The sequence below is a fragment of the Chryseobacterium tructae genome (assembly GCF_030409875.1).
Lineage (GTDB): Bacteria > Bacteroidota > Bacteroidia > Flavobacteriales > Weeksellaceae > Chryseobacterium > Chryseobacterium tructae.
In genome coordinates this window covers 1,319,995-1,342,430 of sequence record NZ_JAUFQR010000001.1, presented here as the reverse complement: position 1 = coordinate 1,342,430, position 22,436 = coordinate 1,319,995, and the positions used below count along the sequence as shown (strand labels likewise).

General features: G+C 35.0%; 18 protein-coding genes, 3 tRNA genes and 2 pseudogenes. 10 read left to right on the top strand and 13 right to left on the bottom strand.

What is annotated here, in order from left to right:
• The first annotated feature begins 29 nt into the window (after positions 1-29).
• The 5 genes from QWZ06_RS06510 to QWZ06_RS06495 all read left to right on the top strand — a co-directional run bounded on the left by QWZ06_RS06510 (position 30) and on the right by QWZ06_RS06495 (position 2,414).
• The gene (locus QWZ06_RS06510; RefSeq protein ID WP_290296613.1) at positions 30-749 is read left to right on the top strand and encodes an alpha/beta hydrolase; all 720 of its coding nucleotides are present in this window, start codon (positions 30-32) and stop codon (positions 747-749) included.
• Complete coding sequence (locus QWZ06_RS06505; protein ID WP_290296611.1) at positions 746-1,159, top strand: alpha/beta hydrolase; 414 nt, start codon at positions 746-748, stop codon at positions 1,157-1,159. The genes QWZ06_RS06510 and QWZ06_RS06505 overlap by 4 nt, the downstream gene beginning before the upstream one ends.
• A 479-nt stretch (positions 1,160-1,638) precedes the next feature.
• Entirely contained in the window at positions 1,639-1,806 is a 168-nt protein-coding gene (locus QWZ06_RS28145; RefSeq protein ID WP_435384113.1) for a bacteriocin-like protein, read from the top strand.
• Positions 1,807-1,955: 149 nt separating this feature from the next.
• Positions 1,956-2,111 carry a hypothetical protein gene (locus tag QWZ06_RS06500; protein WP_290296609.1) on the top strand — a complete coding sequence of 52 codons (156 nt, stop codon included), beginning with the start codon at positions 1,956-1,958 and terminating at the stop codon, positions 2,109-2,111.
• Positions 2,112-2,258: 147 nt separating this feature from the next.
• A complete protein-coding gene (locus QWZ06_RS06495; protein WP_290296607.1) occupies positions 2,259-2,414 on the top strand; it encodes a bacteriocin-like protein in 156 nt (51 codons plus the stop codon).
• Between the two features lie 5 nt (positions 2,415-2,419).
• Here the strand turns inward: QWZ06_RS06495 and QWZ06_RS06490 are convergent, their stop codons facing one another.
• Together QWZ06_RS06490 and fbp are read right to left on the bottom strand one after the other, a co-directional pair.
• Positions 2,420-3,424: an o-succinylbenzoate synthase gene (locus tag QWZ06_RS06490; protein WP_290296605.1), complete on the bottom strand. Its 1,005-nt coding sequence runs from the start codon at positions 3,422-3,424 to the stop codon at positions 2,420-2,422.
• On the bottom strand, positions 3,425-4,441 hold the full coding sequence (fbp, locus tag QWZ06_RS06485) for a class 1 fructose-bisphosphatase (RefSeq protein ID WP_068944199.1): 1,017 nt from the start codon (positions 4,439-4,441) through the stop codon (positions 3,425-3,427).
• A 607-nt stretch (positions 4,442-5,048) separates the two neighbouring features.
• Here fbp and QWZ06_RS06480 point away from each other — a divergent pair.
• The 3 genes and pseudogenes from QWZ06_RS06480 to QWZ06_RS06470 all read left to right on the top strand — a co-directional run bounded on the left by QWZ06_RS06480 (position 5,049) and on the right by QWZ06_RS06470 (position 8,332).
• Positions 5,049-6,287: an aspartate kinase gene (locus QWZ06_RS06480; RefSeq protein ID WP_290296602.1), complete on the top strand. Its 1,239-nt coding sequence runs from the start codon at positions 5,049-5,051 to the stop codon at positions 6,285-6,287.
• 22 nt (positions 6,288-6,309) lie between these two features.
• Positions 6,310-8,150: pseudogene (locus tag QWZ06_RS06475) on the top strand (bifunctional lysophospholipid acyltransferase family protein/GNAT family N-acetyltransferase).
• A gap of 109 nt (positions 8,151-8,259) precedes the next feature.
• Positions 8,260-8,332, top strand: a tRNA-Phe gene (locus tag QWZ06_RS06470).
• A 336-nt stretch (positions 8,333-8,668) separates the two neighbouring features.
• Here the strand turns inward: QWZ06_RS06470 and QWZ06_RS06465 are convergent.
• Complete coding sequence (locus QWZ06_RS06465; RefSeq protein WP_290296601.1) at positions 8,669-9,100, bottom strand: hypothetical protein; 432 nt, start codon at positions 9,098-9,100, stop codon at positions 8,669-8,671.
• A gap of 204 nt (positions 9,101-9,304) precedes the next feature.
• On the opposite strand from QWZ06_RS06465, the gene QWZ06_RS06460 reads away from it, so the two are divergent.
• A tRNA-Phe gene (locus tag QWZ06_RS06460) sits at positions 9,305-9,377 on the top strand.
• A gap of 261 nt (positions 9,378-9,638) precedes the next feature.
• Positions 9,639-9,711 (top strand) — tRNA-Phe (locus QWZ06_RS06455).
• A gap of 176 nt (positions 9,712-9,887) precedes the next feature.
• Here the strand turns inward: QWZ06_RS06455 and QWZ06_RS06450 are convergent.
• The 10 genes and pseudogenes from QWZ06_RS06450 to QWZ06_RS06405 form a co-directional block, all read right to left on the bottom strand.
• Positions 9,888-10,274 carry a hypothetical protein gene (locus tag QWZ06_RS06450; RefSeq protein ID WP_290296600.1) on the bottom strand — a complete coding sequence of 129 codons (387 nt, stop codon included), beginning with the start codon at positions 10,272-10,274 and terminating at the stop codon, positions 9,888-9,890.
• 51 nt (positions 10,275-10,325) lie between these two features.
• Positions 10,326-10,985: a hypothetical protein gene (locus tag QWZ06_RS06445; protein ID WP_290296598.1), complete on the bottom strand. Its 660-nt coding sequence runs from the start codon at positions 10,983-10,985 to the stop codon at positions 10,326-10,328.
• A 131-nt stretch (positions 10,986-11,116) separates the two neighbouring features.
• The gene (locus tag QWZ06_RS06440; RefSeq protein ID WP_290296596.1) at positions 11,117-11,515 is read right to left on the bottom strand and encodes a hypothetical protein; all 399 of its coding nucleotides are present in this window, start codon (positions 11,513-11,515) and stop codon (positions 11,117-11,119) included.
• Between the two features lie 71 nt (positions 11,516-11,586).
• Positions 11,587-11,832 (bottom strand): hypothetical protein, encoded by a 246-nt coding sequence (locus QWZ06_RS06435; RefSeq protein WP_290296595.1) that lies wholly within the window; start codon positions 11,830-11,832, stop codon positions 11,587-11,589.
• 32 nt (positions 11,833-11,864) lie between these two features.
• Positions 11,865-12,425: a hypothetical protein gene (locus tag QWZ06_RS06430; RefSeq protein ID WP_290296593.1), complete on the bottom strand. Its 561-nt coding sequence runs from the start codon at positions 12,423-12,425 to the stop codon at positions 11,865-11,867.
• A gap of 2 nt (positions 12,426-12,427) precedes the next feature.
• A complete protein-coding gene (locus QWZ06_RS06425) occupies positions 12,428-13,888 on the bottom strand; it encodes a hypothetical protein (protein WP_290296591.1) in 1,461 nt (486 codons plus the stop codon).
• 422 nt (positions 13,889-14,310) lie between these two features.
• Positions 14,311-15,075, bottom strand: a complete 765-nt coding sequence (locus QWZ06_RS06420; RefSeq protein WP_290296589.1) for a LytR/AlgR family response regulator transcription factor — start codon at positions 15,073-15,075, stop codon at positions 14,311-14,313.
• 76 nt (positions 15,076-15,151) lie between these two features.
• Positions 15,152-16,474: a RagB/SusD family nutrient uptake outer membrane protein gene (locus QWZ06_RS06415; protein ID WP_290296587.1), complete on the bottom strand. Its 1,323-nt coding sequence runs from the start codon at positions 16,472-16,474 to the stop codon at positions 15,152-15,154.
• Positions 16,475-16,486: 12 nt separating this feature from the next.
• Positions 16,487-19,814: pseudogene (locus QWZ06_RS06410) on the bottom strand (SusC/RagA family TonB-linked outer membrane protein).
• 6 nt (positions 19,815-19,820) lie between these two features.
• Positions 19,821-22,406, bottom strand: coding sequence for a zinc-dependent metalloprotease (locus tag QWZ06_RS06405; RefSeq protein ID WP_378169961.1), 2,586 nt, complete (start codon positions 22,404-22,406; stop codon positions 19,821-19,823).
• Positions 22,407-22,436: the final 30 nt, after the last annotated feature.

Genomic DNA, 22,436 nt, shown 5'->3' with positions numbered 1-22,436 from the left:
ATTTTTATTAACTTTATAAAAAACTAATCATGGCCGTTTATATTTTAAGCAATCGGAAAATCGTCCGTCATAAGGGGGAAAAAGTAGATTCATTTTCCAATGATGAGTATTCAATTCCTAATTTCAGAATTGCCAAATGTGATTTTGAGAACTATAAGGAACCTACTGCTGCGGCTAAAAAGAAAAAAAATTACACCAACAGAAACATCCTGAATTACAACCTATTTTCTGAGCCAGAAAAACAAGGATACCAAGAGGTTTTGGACGTTTTACTGAATGAAAAAGGAATTAAAAAATCGCCTCTCACAGCCAATAATCTTGGCGGAACTCAACGACTTTTCTACGAATTATACAAAAATATGTCTGCCACCAAGGATAGAAGTGATGTTCTGATATTCATCCATGGTTATCTGTATGACTTTGATGATGAATTAAAGGCTATTCTTGATCTAAAAAAAATATTCATTGACAATCCCGCTTCTCCTGTTGAACATATTTTATTTGTGAGCTGGCCGGCTTCTGGTAGTATTATTCCATTGAGCTATTTTGATGACAAGGCATCAAGCATCAACTCCGGAACCTCATTGCTCAGGTTATTCTATTTTTATACCCAGTTTTTAAAGGATATTTTTTCCAACCGCGATTTGATCCCGTGCAACCAGAGAATTCATATTATGGCTCATTCTCTTGGAAACAGAGTTCTTCAAAGTATGCTGTACAGTCTTAAAGAGAGAATATTCTCAGAGTGATTGATCAGGTAATCCTATTGAATGCTGATGTATCCTATAAAGTATTTGAAGACTCTGAAGATTCATTTAATAAATTACCCTTGCTTGCCAACCGAATTTCTATTTACCTGAACAGGCAGGATCTGATTCTCGGAATCTCTCAGTTTACCAAGAATATCCTTACCCCGCGATTAGGTAAGAACGGACCAAGTGACATCAGTCCTTATAAAGATATTGTTTCTATCATCGACTGTACTTTTGTGAAAGATGATGTATTGAACAGTTTGAAATATGAAGTCGGGAACCATTGGGGATACCTCTCCAGCTCACAGGTTCAGAATGACATTTTTCAAAATTTATATGGAATAGATAGGAATCTTATCAGCAATAGAGTAATAAATAACGAAAATATTTTCACAATTATTTCTTAATGATTAATTAAAAAAATCTTATAAAATCAACTCCTATGTTAAAGTCGCTACAGCTCTGATCAATGGCATAATGATTGCCAATTCAAATAATAGAGAATTACAATTTTTTTATCATGAAAAAAATTAAAAACAGATTTTCTTATATTTTAAATTATATAAAGAAAGCCATTTTCGTAAAAGATGTGATTTAAATTACAAACAACCCACAAAATAATAGATTATCCGACCGCACAATTACTTTATTCTTTAAATACCTTCGAACTTACCTTATTATTCCTACATATGCTGTGCAGGGATTTTTCTTCATGACTGACCTGATGAATAATTATTGATAGATAATACACCCCAACATTCAATTTTACAATATTGATATAAAAATTCTATTATCTTGTTAAAAATCAATAAAATAATTCACCTACTGTTGTATAATTTAAAATGATTTTGGATATTTACTTATCAAACAAATTAAAATATTTACAATGAAAAATCTAAGAAAATTAAACAAAGGGGAATTAAAAAAAATTAAAGGTGGAAGACCACCACTTGGGTGCAACAACTGGAATCCGGCCGCAGCCTGCTGTAGAGCATGGGCAGAAGGTTACTGTGGCGGCACTACTTGCCCAGATTCACCACCTCCTTATTGCTAAAATACATTTTACATTTTGAACCGTAGTTGCTCATTTTAGAGACTACAATGGATACTAAATGACTCCCTATAAGCTCCAATGCCTAAACTTTGTGGCATTGGACTTTTTATTATATTCAAAATCACATCTAATTACTAAAAGTATCAATCATGAAAAATCTAAGAAAACTAGAAAAAAAAGTATTAAAAACCATTAAAGGAGGAGGATATATTCCGGATATACCTTTAGGCTGCATAGAATGGGATTTCAAAAGCAGATGTTGTCTAGAATGGGATTGGCAATATCCAGATAACCGAACCTGTTAACCCATTTTTATACTTAAATCTAAACAGATCATTGCTGAGATCTGAACAAATTTAAAATTATTGATAGATAAAGCTTGATATTTAAGCTTTGCGGTATTGCGCTTTAATAAATCATCACAAATTATCAATGTTAAAATACATGTACATATGAAAAATCTAAAAAAACTAAGAAAAGGAGAACTAAAAACTATCCAAGGAGGAAATATTCCAGTAGTACCCATAGGCTGCAACCTCTGGGATGAGAGAGCCAGATGTTGCAAAGAATGGGATTGGGGACATTCGGATAAACCAACTTGCCCTTAATATTTTTATATTTTGAACCACAACAACTCATTTCTGAGATCTAAGCTGGATTCGAAATTATTTGTAAATAAAGCTCCAGTGCCTAAACCTTGTGGCATTGGACTTTTTTTTGTGAAGGTATATTGGGCAATAGCATTCAAACCTATATTACTTTCTAGTGCTGATGTAATCCACCAATCAATATTGAGCTCATCGGAAAGAGCAATCCATTCATCAGAGCCTGCAAACCCACCAACCAAAGCTGGCTTTAGAATGATATATTGTGGTTTTATAATCTCTAACAGCTTTTTTTTCTCTTCAGGATCTGTAATTCCGATCAATTCTTCATCTAAAGCAATAGGTGTAGGTGTCTGAGCACATAACTCTGCCATATCCTTCCAGTTTCCGGCTTTGATAGGCTGTTCAATAGAATGAATATGTAAGTCTGCCAGCTGTTGCAAAACAACGACAGCCTCTTCTTTGGTAAAGCCACCATTAGCGTCTACACGAAGTTCCAGTTGTTCCTTAGAGAATTTCTCTCTCAATTGTTGAAGAATAATATGTTCCGATTTCCAATCGACTCCGATTTTCAATTTGATACAATGAAATCCTTTTTCCAGTTTATCCTGAATCTGTTCTTCCATATACCCAACCTCACCCATCCAGATCAATCCATTGATGGTAATGGCCGATTTTCCTTCGGTAAACTCACTTGGAAAATAGAGATTGGCTCCAAACTTTAAGTTCTGAATAGCTTGTTCATACCCAAACCATATGGAGGGAAATTCTTTTAATTCTTCTTTTAAAAAGTCCGGATTTTGATTGATATTTTCAGATAACCATTTCAACTTATCTTCATAATCAGGGCGATCATCAAAACTCAATCCTCTGAAAATGGCACATTCCCCTATTCCTTTTTTTCCATTCTCTGAAATTTCAAGAATAAAGGTCTCCTTATCAAGCAAAACGCCACGAGATGTTCCACTCGGGCGTTTGAATTTTAATAAATATTTAAAATATGATGCTTCCATTTATTTTACGCTGTCAATACGCATAAATTCTTCGGCTTTCTCTACCATATCGATACTTCCGCAGAAAAACGGAATTCTCTGGTGAAGTTCTGTAGGTTCTACCTCCAAAATTCTTCTGAAACCGTCTGTAGCTTTTCCACCTGCCTGTTCTGCCAGGAAAGCCATTGGATTACATTCATACAACAATCTTAATTTACCATTAGGTGCCTGGGAATAAGACGGGTAAATATAAATCCCACCTTTTAGCATATTTCTGTGAAAATCTGCTACCAAAGAACCAATATATCTGGAAGTATAAGGACGATCTCCTTCTTCCATCTGGCAATATTTAAGGTAATTTTTTACCCCCTGAGGGAATTTAATATAGTTTCCTTCATTAATAGAATAGATCTTACCTGTTTTAGGGAAAGTCATATTCGGATGAGAAAGGTAATACGTTCCTAAAGAAGGATCCAATGTAAATCCATTTACTCCGTTTCCTGTTGTATAAACGATCATTGTAGAAGAACCATAAATTACATATCCTGCTGCAATCTGATTAACTCCTTTCTGTAAGAAGTCTTCAAGTTGTACTGGAGTTCCAGGTTCAGTAACCCTTCTGTAAATAGAGAAAATAGTTCCAACGGAAACATTCACATCAATATTTGAAGACCCATCCAATGGATCGATCAATACTACATATTTGCTTAAATGTCCGTTTTCACCACATTTAATATCGATGAAATCATCATTCTCCTCAGAAGCAATACCACAAACAACCTCTCTTTGAGACAAAGCCGTAATAAAAATTTCATTAGCTATGACATCCAATTTCTGCTGTTCTTCACCTTGAATATTCTGGTTTCCTGCAGCTCCTGTAATATCTACAATTCCGGCTTTATTTACTTCTCTGTTAACCACTTTCGAAGCCAATCTTATTGCACTTAGAAGACGAGAAAATTCACCTGTTGAATACTGAAAATCGTCCTGCTTATCGATAAGAAATTCTCCTAAAGTCTGTAATGGTTGATTTGACATATTTTTTCTTTTTACTTTTCCCCCAAATTTCGGAAAATTTATTGCATTAAGAAAATTTAATTACAAAAGAGCTTACTTGCTATATATCAACATAATACAAGCGTAATAAAACATAATATAGAATATCTGCTTAGGACTCCGCCTCCATTTCGTTATCCCAAACCAATGAAAAATTCAGATTATTTATTTTAATATAAAGCAAGGAAAGATTCAAATGGAAAATTGAAATATTTACCTATTATATTGTGCTTGCTTTTGACCTTGTTTTTAGGTTTTGGCTAAAGCCAATTGAATATTTATTTTTTATTTAAATGGGCTAAAGCCCATTTCTATCGAGTTTCTCATTGAGATCTTAAAATTTTCAGATCCAGCGTTCAGAAAATAAATATTAAATAAAAGTATGGAATAAATAAGATTCCTACTCTGTCCTAAATACCTCTGTTCCTGCATTCAACCGCTATCTAATATTACATTCAGGATGATTTTAATGAAATCTTAATTCCATCACGTGGACAGCCTATTTCATATCTCGTTGTAAATTTATAATTTTGACGTCCGTAAAAAACTCATGTAATTTTTATCTAACAAATTTATTTTTAACAATTTAATGAAAATTTTCAAGTTTGGTGGCGCGTCTGTGAAAGACGCCGACAGTGTGAAAAATGTGTCCATGGTTCTAGAAAGCCAGGGATTTGCCAAATGTTTGCTGGTCATTTCAGCAATGGGCAAGACAACTAATGAATTGGAAAAAGTTGTAGAACTTTATTTCAAGAAGGATAACTATCAAACTGAGATTGAAAAGATAAAACGAAAACACATTGAGATTGCGGAGGGTCTTTTTCCTGAAAATCATGCGGTTTTTGCTGAAATCAATCTCTTTTTTGACGATATTGATTCTTTTTTAAGAAGAAATAAATCTCCTAATTACAACTTTGTGTATGATCAGGTGGTAAGCTGTGGGGAAATGATTTCTACCAAAATCGTGAGTGAGTACCTGAATGAGATCCAATTTACCAATCAATGGCTGGATGCGAGAGATTATGTGAAAACTGATAATTCTTATAGAGAAGGAGTTGTAGACTGGGCAAAAACTGAGGAATTTATTTCTCATTTAAATCCTGAAATCTGCTATGTAACGCAAGGTTTCATTGGTTCAGATGAAAACAACTTTACAGTAACATTAGGAAGAGAAGGTTCTGACTACTCAGGAGCTATTTTCGCTTACTGTTTGGATGCGGAAGCGATGACGATCTGGAAGGATGTTCCTGGTGTAATGACAGGAGATCCAAGAAAATTCAATGATGTCTCTCTGCTTTCCAATATCTCTTATGAAGAAGCTATTGAAATGGCTTATTACGGAGCAAGCGTAATTCACCCAAAAACGCTGCAGCCGTTGCAACAAAAAAACATTCCCTTCTATGTAAAATCCTTTATAGATCCTACTAAGGAAGGAACTAAAATAGGTGCTTCAGACAAGAATCAGCAGGAGGAATCTTATATTCTTAAAGAGAATCAGGAGCTTTTAAAAATCTCTACAAGAGACTTCTCTTTCATAGCAGAAGATCATATGAGCTTGATATTCGGATATTTATCTAAATATAAGATCAAGGTTTCCCTGATGCAAAATTCTGCCATTTCATTGGCATTATGTCTGGAGGATAAATTTAATCATCTTGAAGAACTTAATGAAGAGCTTCAAAAAATTTTTAAAACCGAAGCAATTAAAAATGTATCTTTATTCACAGTAAGAAATGCGAAGATGGATCACATTGATAGATTTTACCATGAAAAAAATGTCTTATTGGAACAAATTTCCAAGAATACTCTTCAAATGGTAACACAATAATATTAATTGCGACTAAACACACATGAGTTTAATTTCGAAAAACGATCTGATCAAAGCTTCCGGCTTAAGTAAAATTGGGTTCCTAAAGAATCCAGTAGCATCTGCTGTGATGAGCATTGCTAAAATAAACGAAGTAAATAAATTATACGACAAATTAAAAGATAAGGAAGGCAAAGACTTTTTCGACTCATTTGTAAGAGAAAGAAACCTAAGCTATGTAGCTTTTGAAGAAGATCTGGCTAAAATTCCGAAGACAGGGCCATTTGTTCTGGTTTCCAATCACCCGCTGGGTGCTATTGACGGAATTCTGATGTGCAAGATCTTATCGGAGGTTCGTCCGGATTTTAAGGTTATGGGAAATTTCCTTTTGGAAAAGATCAAACCTATGGAACCGTATGTAATCGCAGTAAACCCTTTTGAAAACAGAAAAGAAGCTTACAGCAGCTCTTCAGGAATGCGTGAAACACTCAAGCATTTACAAGAGGGAGGCTGCGTAGGTATTTTTCCTGCGGGAGAAGTTTCTAACAAGAACAATCCTTATGGAGAAATTTTAGATAAAGAATGGGAAAAAACGGCACTTAAGCTTATCAGAATGGCTAAAGTGCCCGTTGTTCCTATGTATTTCCATGCAAAGAACAGCAGACTTTTTTATCAGGTAGCTAAACTTCATCCAAGTTTACAAACGCTTATGCTTCCAGCAGAAATGATGAATGATAGAGAAAAGCCTATCAGAATCAGGATTGGAAAACCAATTTCTGTAAAAGCAATGGATGAAATGGAAACCATTGAAGAACTGGGAGAATTTTTAAAACGTAAGGTTTATATGATGAAATCTTACTACGAAAAAAGAAAATCTTTAGCTCAAAGTATTAATCTTCAGAATCTTTCTGTAAAATTCCCTTTATTGAAAGAGGAAAATATCGTTCAGAATATTATTGATGAAACTCCAATTGAGGATATTGTCAAAGATGTTGATAAGCTGAGAGGAACAGAAAAATGTTGTTCAGCAACGGAAACTACGAGATCTATTTCACCACTTACGAAGAGATTCCTTCTATTATGAGGGAAATTGGCCGTCAGAGGGAATTAACATTCCGTGCGGTAGGAGAAGGAAGTAATCTTCCGTTTGACCTTGACGAGTATGATAAGCATTACCACCACCTTTTCCTTTGGGATAATGGTGAGAAAAAGCTGGCCGGAGCCTACAGAATGGCACTGGGAAGAGAAGTAATGAAGAAATACGGTATCAAAGGTTTCTATACAAGCTCTTTATTTGAATTTGAGCAGGACATTCATCCATTCTTTAAGAAAGTCATTGAAATGGGGCGTGCTTACATCTGTCAGGAATATCAGCAAAAACCACTTCCACTTTTCCTTTTATGGAGAGGTATTGTGCATGTTTGTCTGAGAAATCCTGATCATAAATTCCTGATGGGAGGAGTAAGTATTTCCAATAAGTTCTCTGAGTTCTCCAAATCTCTGATGATCGAGTTTATGCGTTCTAATTATTTTGATTCTGCAGTGGCTCAATATATCACTCCGAGAAACGAATATAAAGTAAAACTTAGAGACAGAGACAAAAGCCTTTTCTTTGACGAAATGGAATCAGACCTTAACAAATTGGATAAGATTATTGACGATCTTGAACCTGAGTTGAGATTACCTGTTCTGATCAAAAAATACATTAAACAAAATGCCAAAGTAATAGCATTCAATGTTGATCCTAACTTCAATGATGCTATTGACGGATTAATGTATATTAGAATCAGTGACCTTCCTGAAAGTACGATAAAACCTGTACTAGAAGAAATGAGTGAACAAATCAGAAAGGAGCAGGAAAATAATCCGACTGATAATCAATAGGTTTTTAGTTTTAATTAAAAAAAGCACGATGAATACTTGCTTTGTATACTAAAACTTACTACTTTTGCATCACTTTAAAACAACAAAGTAAGTCAAACAAAAATATAATGGTTTCTTAGCTCAGTTGGTAGAGCAATGGATTGAAAATCCATGTGTCCCTGGTTCGATTCCTGGAGAAACCACTTGAAGACCTCTGATTATTCAGAGGTTTTTTTGTATTCTTATGAAGCCACAAGTTTATTTGTCATAAACAATATTCATCTGCCTACTTTATATACAAATTGAAACCTACTTCTTCTCCTTCATTAGCCCTCTTGCTTGTAAACGCATCAAATCTTTGAAATAAACTCAGTTTTTCTTTTTAATGACTAAACTTACAGCTCAGTCGAAAAAAGCCCTAATAAACAACCCAAACAGTGCTTTAATAATGAAAACCAAATTCTCTGTTTAAAGAAGCTATATTGTACGGCTCGCTCATTAGGATTTTAAAAACACTTCTGATATTTCTTTGAGCTGAATTATTTAAGATTTTTTCTTAAAAACTCATACTTTAGGATTCCCGGAGGAAGCTGTTTACAATAAAAATACAATTCATATTTGTTGAAATGCTGATCTAAATCGAGCTTATTAATCTTGAAAGCCACATCTTTGGAAATTCGTTCTAAGTTTTCCTTTTTCTGATCACAATCTATGATGGAAAGGTAAAGAGTATATTTCAAGGTATCTTTAGGATGTAAAAGTGCCTCTTTTGTTTCAGGAGATCTTTCTATTTGAGTCAAATGATATTCTTTTTTTAATGCGGCAAACAGAATCTTTTCTTTTGGTAAACTATCAATCTTTTTAGCTGAAGAAAAGTAGCTCAAACCCGCGACTACCAAAAAACTCATTCCAAAATACAGCACCACTCCAATGCTTATAATAATCAACATCCATTTAAGCGTCTTTGTCATTGAATTCTATAATTATCAATAAATATAGCTGTATTTATTCTATATCCTAAGCATTTAATCTCAAAATTATCTGATACAAGATTAAAAAAAGCTCTAAAACCAGACTACAAAAGAAAAAATGTAAAAAAACGTTGCCAGAATTAAAAAAATATATTACTTTTGCACCACTTTAAAACAACGAAGTAAGTTAAACAACAATATAATGGTTTCTTAGCTCAGTTGGTAGAGCAATGGATTGAAAATCCATGTGTCCCTGGTTCGATTCCTGGAGAAACCACTTGAAAGCCTCTGATTATTCAGAGGTTTTTTTGTTTTTAAAGTTCAGAAAGATTTGATCGCGCTCTAAAAGCTTTCATCCAGACGATAAATTTAATATTTAATAAAAAAACAACTTATTGAAGAGCAATCAATTAAGATTAAAAATAAAAAAACTTCAATATATTTTAAAAAAAACACCCGTAAAAACTTGCGTGATATCACAAAATAGTATACTTTTGCATCACTTTAAAACAACGAAGTAAGTCAATACTAAATATATGGTTTCTTAGCTCAGTTGGTAGAGCAATGGATTGAAAATCCATGTGTCCCTGGTTCGATTCCTGGAGAAACCACTTTAAAGCCTCTGATCATTCAGAGGTTTTTTTGTTTTTCTAAATCCCATAGATACATTCGTTTTTTACCCAAAAAGAATCAATGAAATTAAGTTCAGACATTGTGATCTTACAAATAAAGTTTTGTATAGATAAAATGTAGAATTAATTATAGTAAGAGTGAAATTATTGGATAATTATCCGCTTATAATGTTCTTCCATTGCTGTAAAACATCTATAAACTCATCTAATGGCATTTCAATCACAGCTTCATTTGAAAGTAGACAATTTTCCAAATAAAAAGTTTTGGTATCTACATTAATATACCCTCCGAGATCTTCAAATTTGAAAAATGTAAACCAGTTTCCTGTTGCATTAAAATCCAAGAGATCTTGCCAATCCCAGCAACCCCCTTCTTTTTCTATAAATGCTTCTCTAAGCTCCATGTCCTCCCAATGTTCATTTAGGTAGACTAATTCAGTTAAAAACGCGTTTACGTCTAATACATTTTGAAGATCGTTATTCAATAAGTTTTCCAAATTAGCATAATATGGATTATTAAAACTTATTTGATGATTGATCATTGTAAAATCTTTTAAGTTCATTTTCTAGTCAGGAACATTTTCATTCTTTATTTAAAAATTAGGAACCAGAGGTTCTGCATGAGTATAATAATATATTTCTTCATCAGAAAGCCCCATTTCCTGAAAGAAATTCCCAGCGGCACGAGAGAACTGCCAAGCTGTGTAAGTAAAATCGTTGCTAAAAATAAAATCACTTACATGTACAATATCAACCTCACCATCTTCACCAAATATGAAAACGATATTAGAGCCTTCATCAAATACATCTTCCGGATCTCCCCATGGAATAGGCTGATTTCCGAATTGATAAGTCTTCAATCCTCCTTTTGCCTGATTGGTAAGGCTATCATATGTGATCGTTGCTATTTTTTCTCCATCAGCATTCAAAACAATTTTTGAATATTTTGTGTCTTCCTGTAAACCGGAATAAAATTTACAATCCCAAACGGTATACCCATTGATGAACTGTTTATTATCTCTAAGAGTCCAATTCAGATTTTGCCCTAATGCCATCAATACCTCTGTAACATTCTCTTCAGAAGATAAATAATAAACTCCACCCCAAAGTTTGTGTTCTCTGTAGGATTCTTCTTTTTTTAAGGCATTGTTGATCCATATCTGTTTTATATAACTACCTCCCGCCAATGCTTCTTCTTCAGTAAGAAACTCCTCATCATAGGCAGTGGTAAAAAAAATCATTTTTGCACTCATTTCATTAGCTTTTTATTTGTTATAAACAGAGATTCAATCTTTTTAATATGATTCATTGTATTCAGATAACTTCCTTTAATAGTAAGGGCTTTTCATAAATATATCCTATTTCCGGAGGAAACTGTTTCCACTCAAAAAAAGTTAAAAATACGACGACCTTTTGATCTGCTTGGTGAAGTTGTCTTCAGAAAGTCCCTCCATTCTGTTACAATTTTCTTAAAATCATGCAATGGAATGCTGTTTACATATCCTTTTTCATCATCATAAAAATCTACCTCATTCCTGTGTATGATAATATCGACTGTAGCAGCATCGGTATCAATTTCATCATCCGGATTGTACAATCCATCATTAATATCAGGTAATAACGAAGCATTGATCTGTTCAGCGCAGTTCCAACTATTTAAAAAGGCAGTTAAATATTGATTATTGGTATTCACAATTTTAAAAACGTATTGATCCCCTTTTCCCCAATCGTGTACTTTATTTTCAAAAGTTAAATTGTATTGATCTGCTATATTCTGACTCATTATGTTTTCTAATATTAATTTTGTGGTTATTTTCTCTGCAATTTCATTTTTGCAAGGGCTGATACAATCAGTTACGCAAGTCCCATATCTTCGATATCATTTATTTCAAAGTACCCTGTCCATGCCATTAAAATTTGTTTCAGATCTAATGTAGGAATTTCCAACGGTATTTGTTTCCTGATACTCTTCACGAAACAATTTACTTTACCTGTCGTTACACTGGCAAACGTTGGACAACCCTCCTCAGTTGGGTCGTAGTCAATATCATGGAGAGCTCTCTCAATATTTCTTAAAATAGTCTCGATAAATCCATCCATTATGATCATTCATTACAAAATCCCGCCACCCTTCAACGATCTTCTATTTTAGGAAATAAAGGTAAAGCGTCATTATAGTATGATTCAGAGTATTCATTACATCCTCTTTCACCACTCCCTTCTTCAATATAATCTATTTTGCCTGAACTATTATAATGGTAATAATAGGCAATATCCAAAAATTGATCATATTGTATTTTCATGACACTTTTTAAGATTATATTACCTGTCTGTAAATCATAATCTCCAAAACAAATAGTCTTTCCCGTTAAAACATGGTCTATAGTAAATGAATGTAGTTTTAATCTTTGATTTCTAAGATATCCAAAGACTTCTTCTCTTATATAATTCCCCTGAATTTCTTTTCTTATTGCCACATCAGCTCCATTAAGTCCGGGATATTGATCAAATATTTCATCAATAGTCTCTCCTTCCTGATAGAATACCACATTGCTCAATTCTCCATTGAAAAATTCTTCCTTAATTTTTGTCAGGGAATCGGCTTTAATAATTTTGGTAAAAATCTGAGCTTTCTGAGCCTCTTCTTCTGTAATGAGCTGATGATGCTCATTTTCATAGGTTATTATTTTCATCTCTATTTTTTACACTTACTGTAATCCGAAATGATTCTGATCAGATTTTCTTCATTTTTAAGATCAAGATTTTCACTTTTAAGCTGATCAGAAACAGACTTACAATCTTTAAGATAGTCTGCCAGCTTTTCGGAAAGCTTGTCATTGGATCTGTTGTCCAGCATTTGTCCTTTAGGCTGAATATCTGTTTTAATGACGTATTTCCAGTGTTCCACAGGATCCTGCAGCAACATAATCTTATTTTCTTTAGCAATCAGTTTATAGAAGTAGGCATTATTTCCGTAAAGACTTCCATAATTCTGCAGCTTTTTCATGAATTCTCCTTTTACATCCAATCCGTAGTAACATTCTTCGTTTCCATTTGGAGAAACACAAAAATGGACTCCTGAATCAGCATCATATACTTTGGTAGCCATACTATTCATCCCTGGTAACCTTTTCTTCAACGTTACACGCTGCCCAAAACGATCGGCTCCATCCTGAGGAAGCTTTTGCCCTGTTCTTTCCGGATCCAGCATTTCAAACCAGATGGTAATGGCTCCTTCTGTTTTCTTTCCTGATTTCTCAACCAGATACCCAGGAACATCATATAAATTGATACTGCGATTCACAGCATCATTCATTTTTGCCTGGTTAAGCTGTTGATTTTTATAGTAAGCCTGATGTTCCAACGTATAGCCCTCCATAAAAAGATTGGCAACAAACTCATTAATAAATGCATAATCTGAAGGGGCATAAGACCTTGTGGCGGTAAAAGTAAATTCATTATTATCAAATGTTCTTACCAAATACGTCTTTAATCCCTGATTGGTCTGATACATAGAAGCAACCTTCACCCCATCCAGATCAGTTACTTCCAGACACGATCCGGCATTATTGAACCCTACACAATTAAAAGCTTTTGAATATCCAATAATCTTAGGCTGATAGCTCCCATTGTTGATAAGGATTTCTCCATTAGAGCCCATTCTTGGATTATAGAGACTTCTTATATTGTCCAGCCTGCTTTTTCTTGCATTATCTTCGGCAATACTATTGGTTTTTGCAGCCAAATATTTGTCACCTAGATTTTCTCTTGGAGTGGTAAAGAATTTTTCCAGTTCTGCCTTATCAAAACCATTTTCATTGAAAAGATGATACTTTACGGCCAATTGATGAGCTACAATTCTATCCGGTTTAAATGAGGTAATTAATACTTCATAGGGAATCTGGGTTATTTTTCCATCTGCTGACTTCATATCCAGATAATACAGAAACTGTTCTTTTGCCAGGGTAACTCCTTTTAAATCGGCATCAAAAACTTTCTCATTCGCCAGGTTATAAAACTCAAAATGGTCTCTGTAAGGCGATTTCAGGACTCCTACTTCCTTTTCATTGAATAGGATCTTATCTTTTTTAAGCTGTATCTTTTGTGAAAATACAGTACCCGAAAGCATTACAATAAGGAATAAGTATATTTTCATAGTCCCGTGTTTAAACAATTAGTTTTCGGTAGGGAAAATACGAAAAAAATGGATAGGGAAAGGATCGGAAGCTAGAAGAGGGAGAATGGAAGTTAAAAGTACTTCCCTCTTCTTTTACCTCTTTTCATTTTAAATGGTAACCACAAAAGCCACAAAAGATTTTAAACACTTAAGAGATTTTAAGCTAAAAACATTGGGTATAAAAAGGACACATAACTTTTAGAAAATCTCTGATTTTCTTATTCACAAACATCACCGAAATTGGTGCAATCTGCGAGAAATAAAAAAATCATCATAATACTTTATTTACCAGCCACGATAATTGATTTCATCGCCCATAAAGCTATATGATTTAAAAAAAGACTTAAATATATATTCTGACTACAAGGACTTCCCTCTTCCAGCCTCCAACTTCCTTCCCCTTAATTCTTCAGCCAGTTCAGGCATTCAGCGATCTGCATTTTACTGATAAATACCTCATCACTTACCTCAGGTTTAGGAGATAGTTGTAATTCTACCTTCTGACTTGAATGTTTGATGATTTCTGTAATCGCCTCTTTATTGATGATAAACTTACGGTTTACTTTAAAGAAAACCTGCGGATTCAGTTTCTGGATAATATCCTTAATGGTGTCATCATAAATATAGGTCTGATTATCCATCGTCGTCAGGAAAAGGTATTTCCCTGAAGCAAAGAAATACGCTGTATTTTGCTCATCTACGGACTTTAACTTATTCCCTTCTCTTACCATAAAACGTTTCATCACTTCCGTATCTTCTCCCTGACGCAATGTAGAAATGGATTTCAATAAAGGTTCAGGATCAAAATTATTTCTGATGGAAACGAATTTCTGTAATGCCTGATGGAGATCTTCCTCTTCAAAAGGCTTAAGTACATAATCTATTGTGAAATGTTTGAAAACCCTCATTGCATACTCATCAAATGCTGTGATAAAGATAATAGGAGTGAAAAGTTCCACTTGTTCAAAGATCTCTAAACTCATCCCGTCACCAAGATGAATATCCATAAAAATAAGATCAGCAGAATCGTTTTCAAAGAAGTCTATTGCCTTTTTTTTGGAACGAAGAATCACTGTTTCCGTAACGGGAACAATACTTTGTTTATCTAAAAGATCTTTCAGATAATTTACAGCCAACAACTCATCTTCTATAATGGCAATTTTCATAACGCTGCAAAAGTACAAAAAAACCGCTAGAACGATTAAGTTCTAACGGTTTCAAGGGTTGTTAATATGAAGTGTCTTATAAATTAGGATTGTTCTTTTTTGCACTTTGCGGATATGCAATCGTATATCTCGGGTCATTCTGCTCCAGAATAAAATCTTTTCCACCGACCTTATGCGTGATCTTTTTCTGATTGGCTCTTCTTAAATCAAACCAACGATGACCTTCCACAGCAAATTCTCTAAATCTTTCATCCAGAATAAAATTCATGAAATCTGTAGTGTTCATTGAAGCTACAGCATTTTGAACCGATGTATATCCTTCCGGAGTATATCTGTTTTTTAGTACTTTTAATAAAGTCTCTTTGGCTTCATCAAGTCTATTCAGCTTCAGAAATGCTTCAGATTTGATAAAATACATTTCAGATGTTCTGAAGGTTACTTTAAAGTCTGAATCTCCTTTTTTAATGATATTATAACGGTCAGGAGCCTTTTCAAAATAAAGCCCAAATCTTTTATCTGTCGTTTTATTATATGCTGCAATCAGCTCAGGAGCAGCAAAAGATAAATTATTCTTTACAGAACCATCAAACGCTTTTTCTAAGGCAAGGATTGATTCTACAGAAGCATAATGGTGAGGAGCTACATTGGTTGTATTTAAATCACTCAATCCATCTTTGATGGCAAGTACCTGTTGTGAATAATCCAAAGCGTTGTTCCAATCTCCCTGATACAATGCCATTCTTGCCTGTAAAGCCTTTAAAGAAACTTTAGAAAATCTGTAATTAATTCCTAATGGCTGCTGTTGCTCCTGCATCAATCCTTCAGCTTTTGCAATATCAGAATGTACCTGATCATATACCTGCTGTACAGTTGAAGGCTTCAGTACCGCCTCCACATCAATTTCTAAACTAAGAGGTACTCCTTTGTCTGTGGATGCTGTAGCAGCGTTGTATTGCTTACCATATAAATTAATCAAATCAAAATAAGAATAGGCACGCAATGCATATGCTTCAGCTAATATTTGCTGCTTCACAGGGGAATCCGTCATGCTCTTACTTCCTTCATTGATGATCTGGTTCATGTAAAAGATCACGGAATAGAATCCTACCCAAGGAAATTCTGTTGTGTTTGAATCATAGCCGGTATCTTTCCACATCGCAAGTTCACGATTGTAAGCAAATCCACTGGCATTTTCATCCAGACTAAGCTCATCTGTACGCAATGCTACTAAAGATTTGTGAGTCGGATATCTTGAATAAGCAGATGTAAGTACCTTTCTGTAGTCGTCTACATTCATAGGGACTACTTTACCTTCAGGCTGTATATCTAAAAATCTATCACAGCCAATACTGGTAAAACTAAGTGCTGCTAATGCGATAAATGTTGTTATTTTTCTCATTTTTTTCAAGTTTTAAAAAGAAACATTAAATCCTAGGGTCACTGAACGGGAGATAGGTTGTGCGTAAATATTTCCATACGTTTCCGGATCGAAATATCCTTTATAACCATTACTGAATACAAACAGGTTACGCCCTTCAACGCTCAGTCTCAACTACTGATTCCCATTGGGCTGGTAAATTTCTTAGGAAGTGTATACCCTAAACGAATACTACTGATTCTAATATAGCTAATCTCCTTTGCCCATATATCTAACAGATTATAGACGTTATAGTCGTTGTTAAGAAGCCATTTATTCCCCATCCATCCTGGGTTACTATCTGCTTCAGGACTTGTGATCCCCGGAAGTGTAGTTCCTGCCTGATAGATATCTCTTGTATAGTTTCGTCCTCTATCCAACTCCATCCCTTTATAAGAAGGTGTCTTCATAACGGTTTGTTTAAGGTTGAATGTCGCAGAAACCGTCAGGTCAAAATCATGTATTTTAAAAGTATTGATAATACCTCCTGTAAATTTAGGATCTCTGTCTCCTACATAGGTAAACAGCTCTCTTAATTCTTTACTTGAAAGCTTTGACTGTGAAAAGTATCCAGGAAGGAAATCTTCATAAGGATCATATAATCCGAATAGATCTTCAATTTTCACTTTTTCATTGCCTTTCCAGAACATTGGGTTTCCGTTTTCGTCCATTCCCGCAGTTTTCAATGCAAAAACAGCATTTACAGGAAGTCCTTCTCTGCTAGGAAGACGTGCATTATCACGAGGCTGTTCTGTAATTACATTACTTTTGTTATGTGCAAAATTGATCGTAGTTGACCACTTGAAGTTTTCTTTGTTAATATTTCTGGTAGAGATCGCCAATTCAAACCTTTGTTGGTAAGACTTCCCCAGTTTGCCATCGTATATTCGAATCCTGATTCAAGTGGAGTTGATCTCATACTGATCATATCCGTCCCTTTTCTGTTGTAAACATCAGCAGTAAGGTTAATTCGGTTTTGGAATAATCCCAAATCGACACCGACGTTGGTATTCGTTGTTTTCTCCCAACGAAGTTTGTCATTTGGAGGACTGATTACATTAATTACATTTTCGTTTACTCCAGGTAATATGGTTGTATTATTATATTCCCCGATAAAGAATGGAGAGGTATTACGATCAATATTTCCCTGTAATCCATAAGATGCTCTCAGTCTAAGATTAGAGATAACAGGAACGTTGCTCATAAAATTTTCCTTTGTCACCAGCCAAGATCCTGAAAGTGCCCATATTGGTAAATATCTGTACTTTTTATTTACCCCAAATAAGTTTGTTCCATCATATCTCACACTTCCAAAGAAAGTATACTTTTGATCATAAGTATAAGAAGCTGTAGCAAACATGGATGCATAAGCATTCTCTACAACAGGCATTTCACGATAGGTTTCGTATTTTTTGTCTGCTGCAAAATCTGAACTAGGAAATACAATAGGAACCCCTGCCTTAGTAAGACTGTTGAATCCAAAGGCTCTGGTAAGTGTAGTATTATCTTTTGTTCTACGGATTTCTGTTCCAGCCATCACATCAATTTCATGTACTGAATTGATCTTTGTACTGTACATCCCCTGTAACTTCCAGTTGTATTGGAAGTACTCATTATCCCAATTCTGCTTTATACCTCCTGCAGGTAAGAAATATTGGTATCCTCCGTTTTTGAAATAAGAGGTTCCTTCTCTGAACTTTCTTGTAAAATAAGTATTTTCAGCAGCATATTTCTCTGTCTTATTAGAGTCATACTGAAGTCCCAACTGTGAAGTGAACTTCAAGCTTTTTGAAACCTTATATTCTAAATCCAATATCGCTTTTACCGAGTGGTTTTTCAGTGTATAATTTGTATTTTCTCTTTCCTCCAGGAAGTTGAAAGGAACATAGACATCTTTGTAACCATCCATATCCTTATCATATCTGTAGCTTCCATCAGCATTGTATGGAGATAAATAAGGATTGGCATTTCTTGAATAATTAACAGGACTGGCAGCTGCATCAGCATCTGTCATAAACGATTGTTTCTCACTTTGGGTACCAAAAATGGAAATCCCTGCGTTTAATTTATCGCTTATTTTATAATTGTTTTTTAAGGTGAAGTTGTAACGCTTAAAACCTGTACCAATTGTTGTTCCTTCTTCATCATAATATCCTAGAGATAAGTAATAATCAGAACGGTCGCTTCCTCCTGAAATACTTAATCCATATTGTTTATTCACTGCATTTCTATACAACAGTTTCCCCCAATCGGTATTATTATTTCTAAGAGCATTTATTTGTTGCTGTGTCAGTAAATTCAAAGCTCCAAAACCTCCGGTTCTGAAATTTTCCAGCTGTTGGTTCTGAGTTAAAATTCTCATGACCTCTCCTCTATCGGAGCGATATGTTAATCCAGCATTTCCAGCAAGGGATAATTCAAGGTCAACTTTTTCTGAAGCATTCAGAAGGTTAAGTTTATCAAAGTCCGGACGAGCTGTGATAAATGTATCTGCTGAAAAGTTCAATCTCAGGTTTCCTTTTTTCCCTTTTTTCGTGGTAATGGAAATTACCCCATTGGCAGCTCTTGCTCCATAAATAGCTGTTGCAGCAGCATCTTTCAGAATAGTAATATCTTCAATATCATTCGGGTTCAATCCTGCAATAGAAAAGTTCTGAAGCTGATCAATATTATCTTTATCACTGAAGTTAGGAACATCATTTCCTTCCAATGGAAGACCATCAATTACCCATAACGGATCCTGTGGGCCGGATAAAGAGGCTGTTCCACGGATTCTGATCTTAGCAGGACTTCCTGGAGATCCTGTTTCAGGAGTAACAACTACCCCGGCAATCTGCCCTGATAGCATTTGATCTACACTCGCAACCCCAGCTTGAGTAATAGCGTCCATCTTCACAGTAGAAACGGCTGATGTTTGCTTACGTTTTTCAATCTTTTGATATCCTGTAATGATAACTTCCTGAATTTTATTTTTATCGGTAACCTCAGGTGTTAGCCTCACTGTATAATTGGTTTTATCCTCATTGATAAGAATGATTCTGGATTCATATCCCGGAAAACTTACCAGAATAGATTTAGTATCTACTGGAATTTCCAATACAAACTTCCCGTCTTTATCAGCTACCGTACCTACGGATACACTTTCAATAATTCCGTCAAGGTCTGTTTTTGTAGAAACCGACTGTGTCTCTATTTTTATAGATGCTCCTGCGATAACGCTGGAAGTACTACCGTCTTCTATCTTCCCTGTGATGGTCTTTTTTTCCTGAGCCAACGCCACCTGAGCAGCTAAAAGAGGTAAAAGGATTAGAGTTTTTTTCATTGCTGTTTATTTGTTTAAAGCCTCTTCAATACGAATAATTAAATCTGTGTAATGTGCTCTTGAAGCGTCATCACCTCTGTATCTGGTTCCATTCAGGAAGTTCAGAACTTTTTGTAATTCTGCTCTTTTGTACGTCGTTACTTCAGATACTCTCTTCATGGATGAATAATTGATGTTTCTAAGGTTTTTACCTTCTTCATGATAGTTGCAGATCATTGGCATATTTAATGTCTGATCTGTTTTCAATGTTTTTACGGCTGTTTTTTCGAATAATTTGTTCACCGAAACAATCAATGCATCCACGTAGTTCTTCTGTGCCATTTTCTCAAGCATCGTAAGGCTTCCTTTCTTGTTAAAAATGGCTGTTCTTACCTGTTCAAATAAGTTTTCTACAGTATAGATCTTATCTTTTGAACCTGAAACTTCATGCTTCAACTCGTTCTCAAGGAGTCTAAGCAATCTGTCATCCATAAACAGAGAATAGATATTGGCATACTGCATTCCTCTCGCCAATGTATATGGTGTCTGTTCAAATGGCCCCATTGGGGAATTTTTCACAGAATATGTTTTCTCAGTAATTGGGTTAAAAAATAACCACTCGGGAAGATTGATCGAATTTTTAACCAGGTAATCAACCGCTCTTCTCTGAGTTTCAGCAGGAACAGCTTCATAGGCTTTTTTCTTATTACCAAAAACGGTATTGTTAAGATAAATTCCTCCTACATTAGCCATTACATGCCCTGTATACAGATCCCATTGACCGATAACACCCATGTATAATCTTCCTGCGTCTGTATAATCTTTACCATCTTCATAAGTCCATTTTAAAAGATTATTGGCTACAACCTTCAGGTTTTTCATTCCATATTCGCTGGCTTTCATCGCATCATCTCCTAAATCTTCGGACTGTGAACGCGGATCTATTGTTTCCAGATAGCTCTGTTGCTCTCCATAGAAATACAATGGATCATCTTCATGTTTTTCTATTAAATTTCTCAATGCTTTTTTCTCAACGAATTCATCCGGATACCAACGATATCCCCATTCAATAGCATATTTATCGTAAATCCCGATCTTTGGAGTGATGGCGGTAACACCATCTTCCGGCTGAGCTACATAATTGTAACGGGCATAATCCATAATAGAAGGAGCAGTACCGCCCATTTTATCTGTAAACTCTTTTGAACGAAGTGATTCTACAGGGAATGCAAAAGAAGATCCCATATTGTGCTTCAATCCGAAAGTATGTCCCACTTCATGAGAGGATACAAAACGAATTGCTTCACCCATATACTCATCACTGAACTTATTTCCTCTTGCTCTAGCATCTATAGGTCCTATCTGAATTCTCATCCATTCCTGAAGAGAAGTCATTACATTGTGCCACCAGATGATATCCGCCTCAATGATTTCACCACTTCTTGGATCTACTACAGATGGTCCCATCGCATTAGATTTAGGAGAAGCAGCGTACGTAATCACCGAATATCTTACATCATCAATATCAAAATCTTCATCTTTTTCATCCGGCATCTTAGCAATCACTGCATTCTTGAACCCTGCCTGTTCAAAAGCAACCTGCCAGTCATGAACACCTGCAATAATTTTCTCACGCCATTGTTTTGGTGTGGAAGGATCTATGTAATATACAATCTGCTTTTTAGGCTCTACAAGTTCACCTCTCTGATATTTTTCTTTATCTTCATCTTTAGGCTCTAAATTCCAACGGGTGATGAAGAACTTCTCATCCATTTTCTGCTGGTGGTCATTGAAGAACCAATGTTTTTCACTGAAAAATCCTACTCTAGCATCTGCAACCCTTGGTTTCATAGGAACTTTTGGAAGCAATACGAGATTACTGGTTACTCCAAGTGTTACGGGTAAATCTACTCCGCCTTCATTTACTGAAGTACTCAGTTGAGATTTAACAACAAGATTTTCCGGAAATGTTTTTACTCCTTCAATAAAGGAAAGACTTGATTTTACTGATCCGCCAAGACCTACATTTGCTAAAACATCATTAAAGCTTTTCTGGTTTCCGTCGAAAACTTTGTTCACTTTAATGGCTACTGAAGTAGAGTCATTATTTTGAGCTTCAATATCAAAAACTTCAATCACAGATTCTGAGAAGTTATCCTTTACAGATTTTGTAATGGCGTCATTTTTAGGAGAAGACACCTTCGCTTCAGAAGTTCTTACCCATACCTTTTTAGCTACTTTATCTCTGTGAAAAGAAATGATCTTATTTTCATAGTTCATTCCTTTGTTCAAACCAGCCTCATTTACCTGCATAGGTACCTGAGATAGTTTGTTCACTACCAAAAACTGGCGTCCCATCAAACTGTCTGGAATTTCAAAATAAAGATCTGTTTTTACCTGAATGGTATTGAAAATCCCTTTTTTGTAAGTTCCTTTCTTAATCAGTTCGTCAATTTTTTTTGTCTTCTTTGATGATGAAAGATCTGCTTTTTCAGTTTTGTCCTTGGTCGTTTTTACAGTGTCTTTTTTCTGTGCCAGAACTGCCGGCGATGCCATGGCTAGTCCAAGATACAGTGCAAGCCTGTAATTCTTCATTACAATAGTCCGATTCATTCCAAATAGTAAATATCTTAGTTTCAGCTG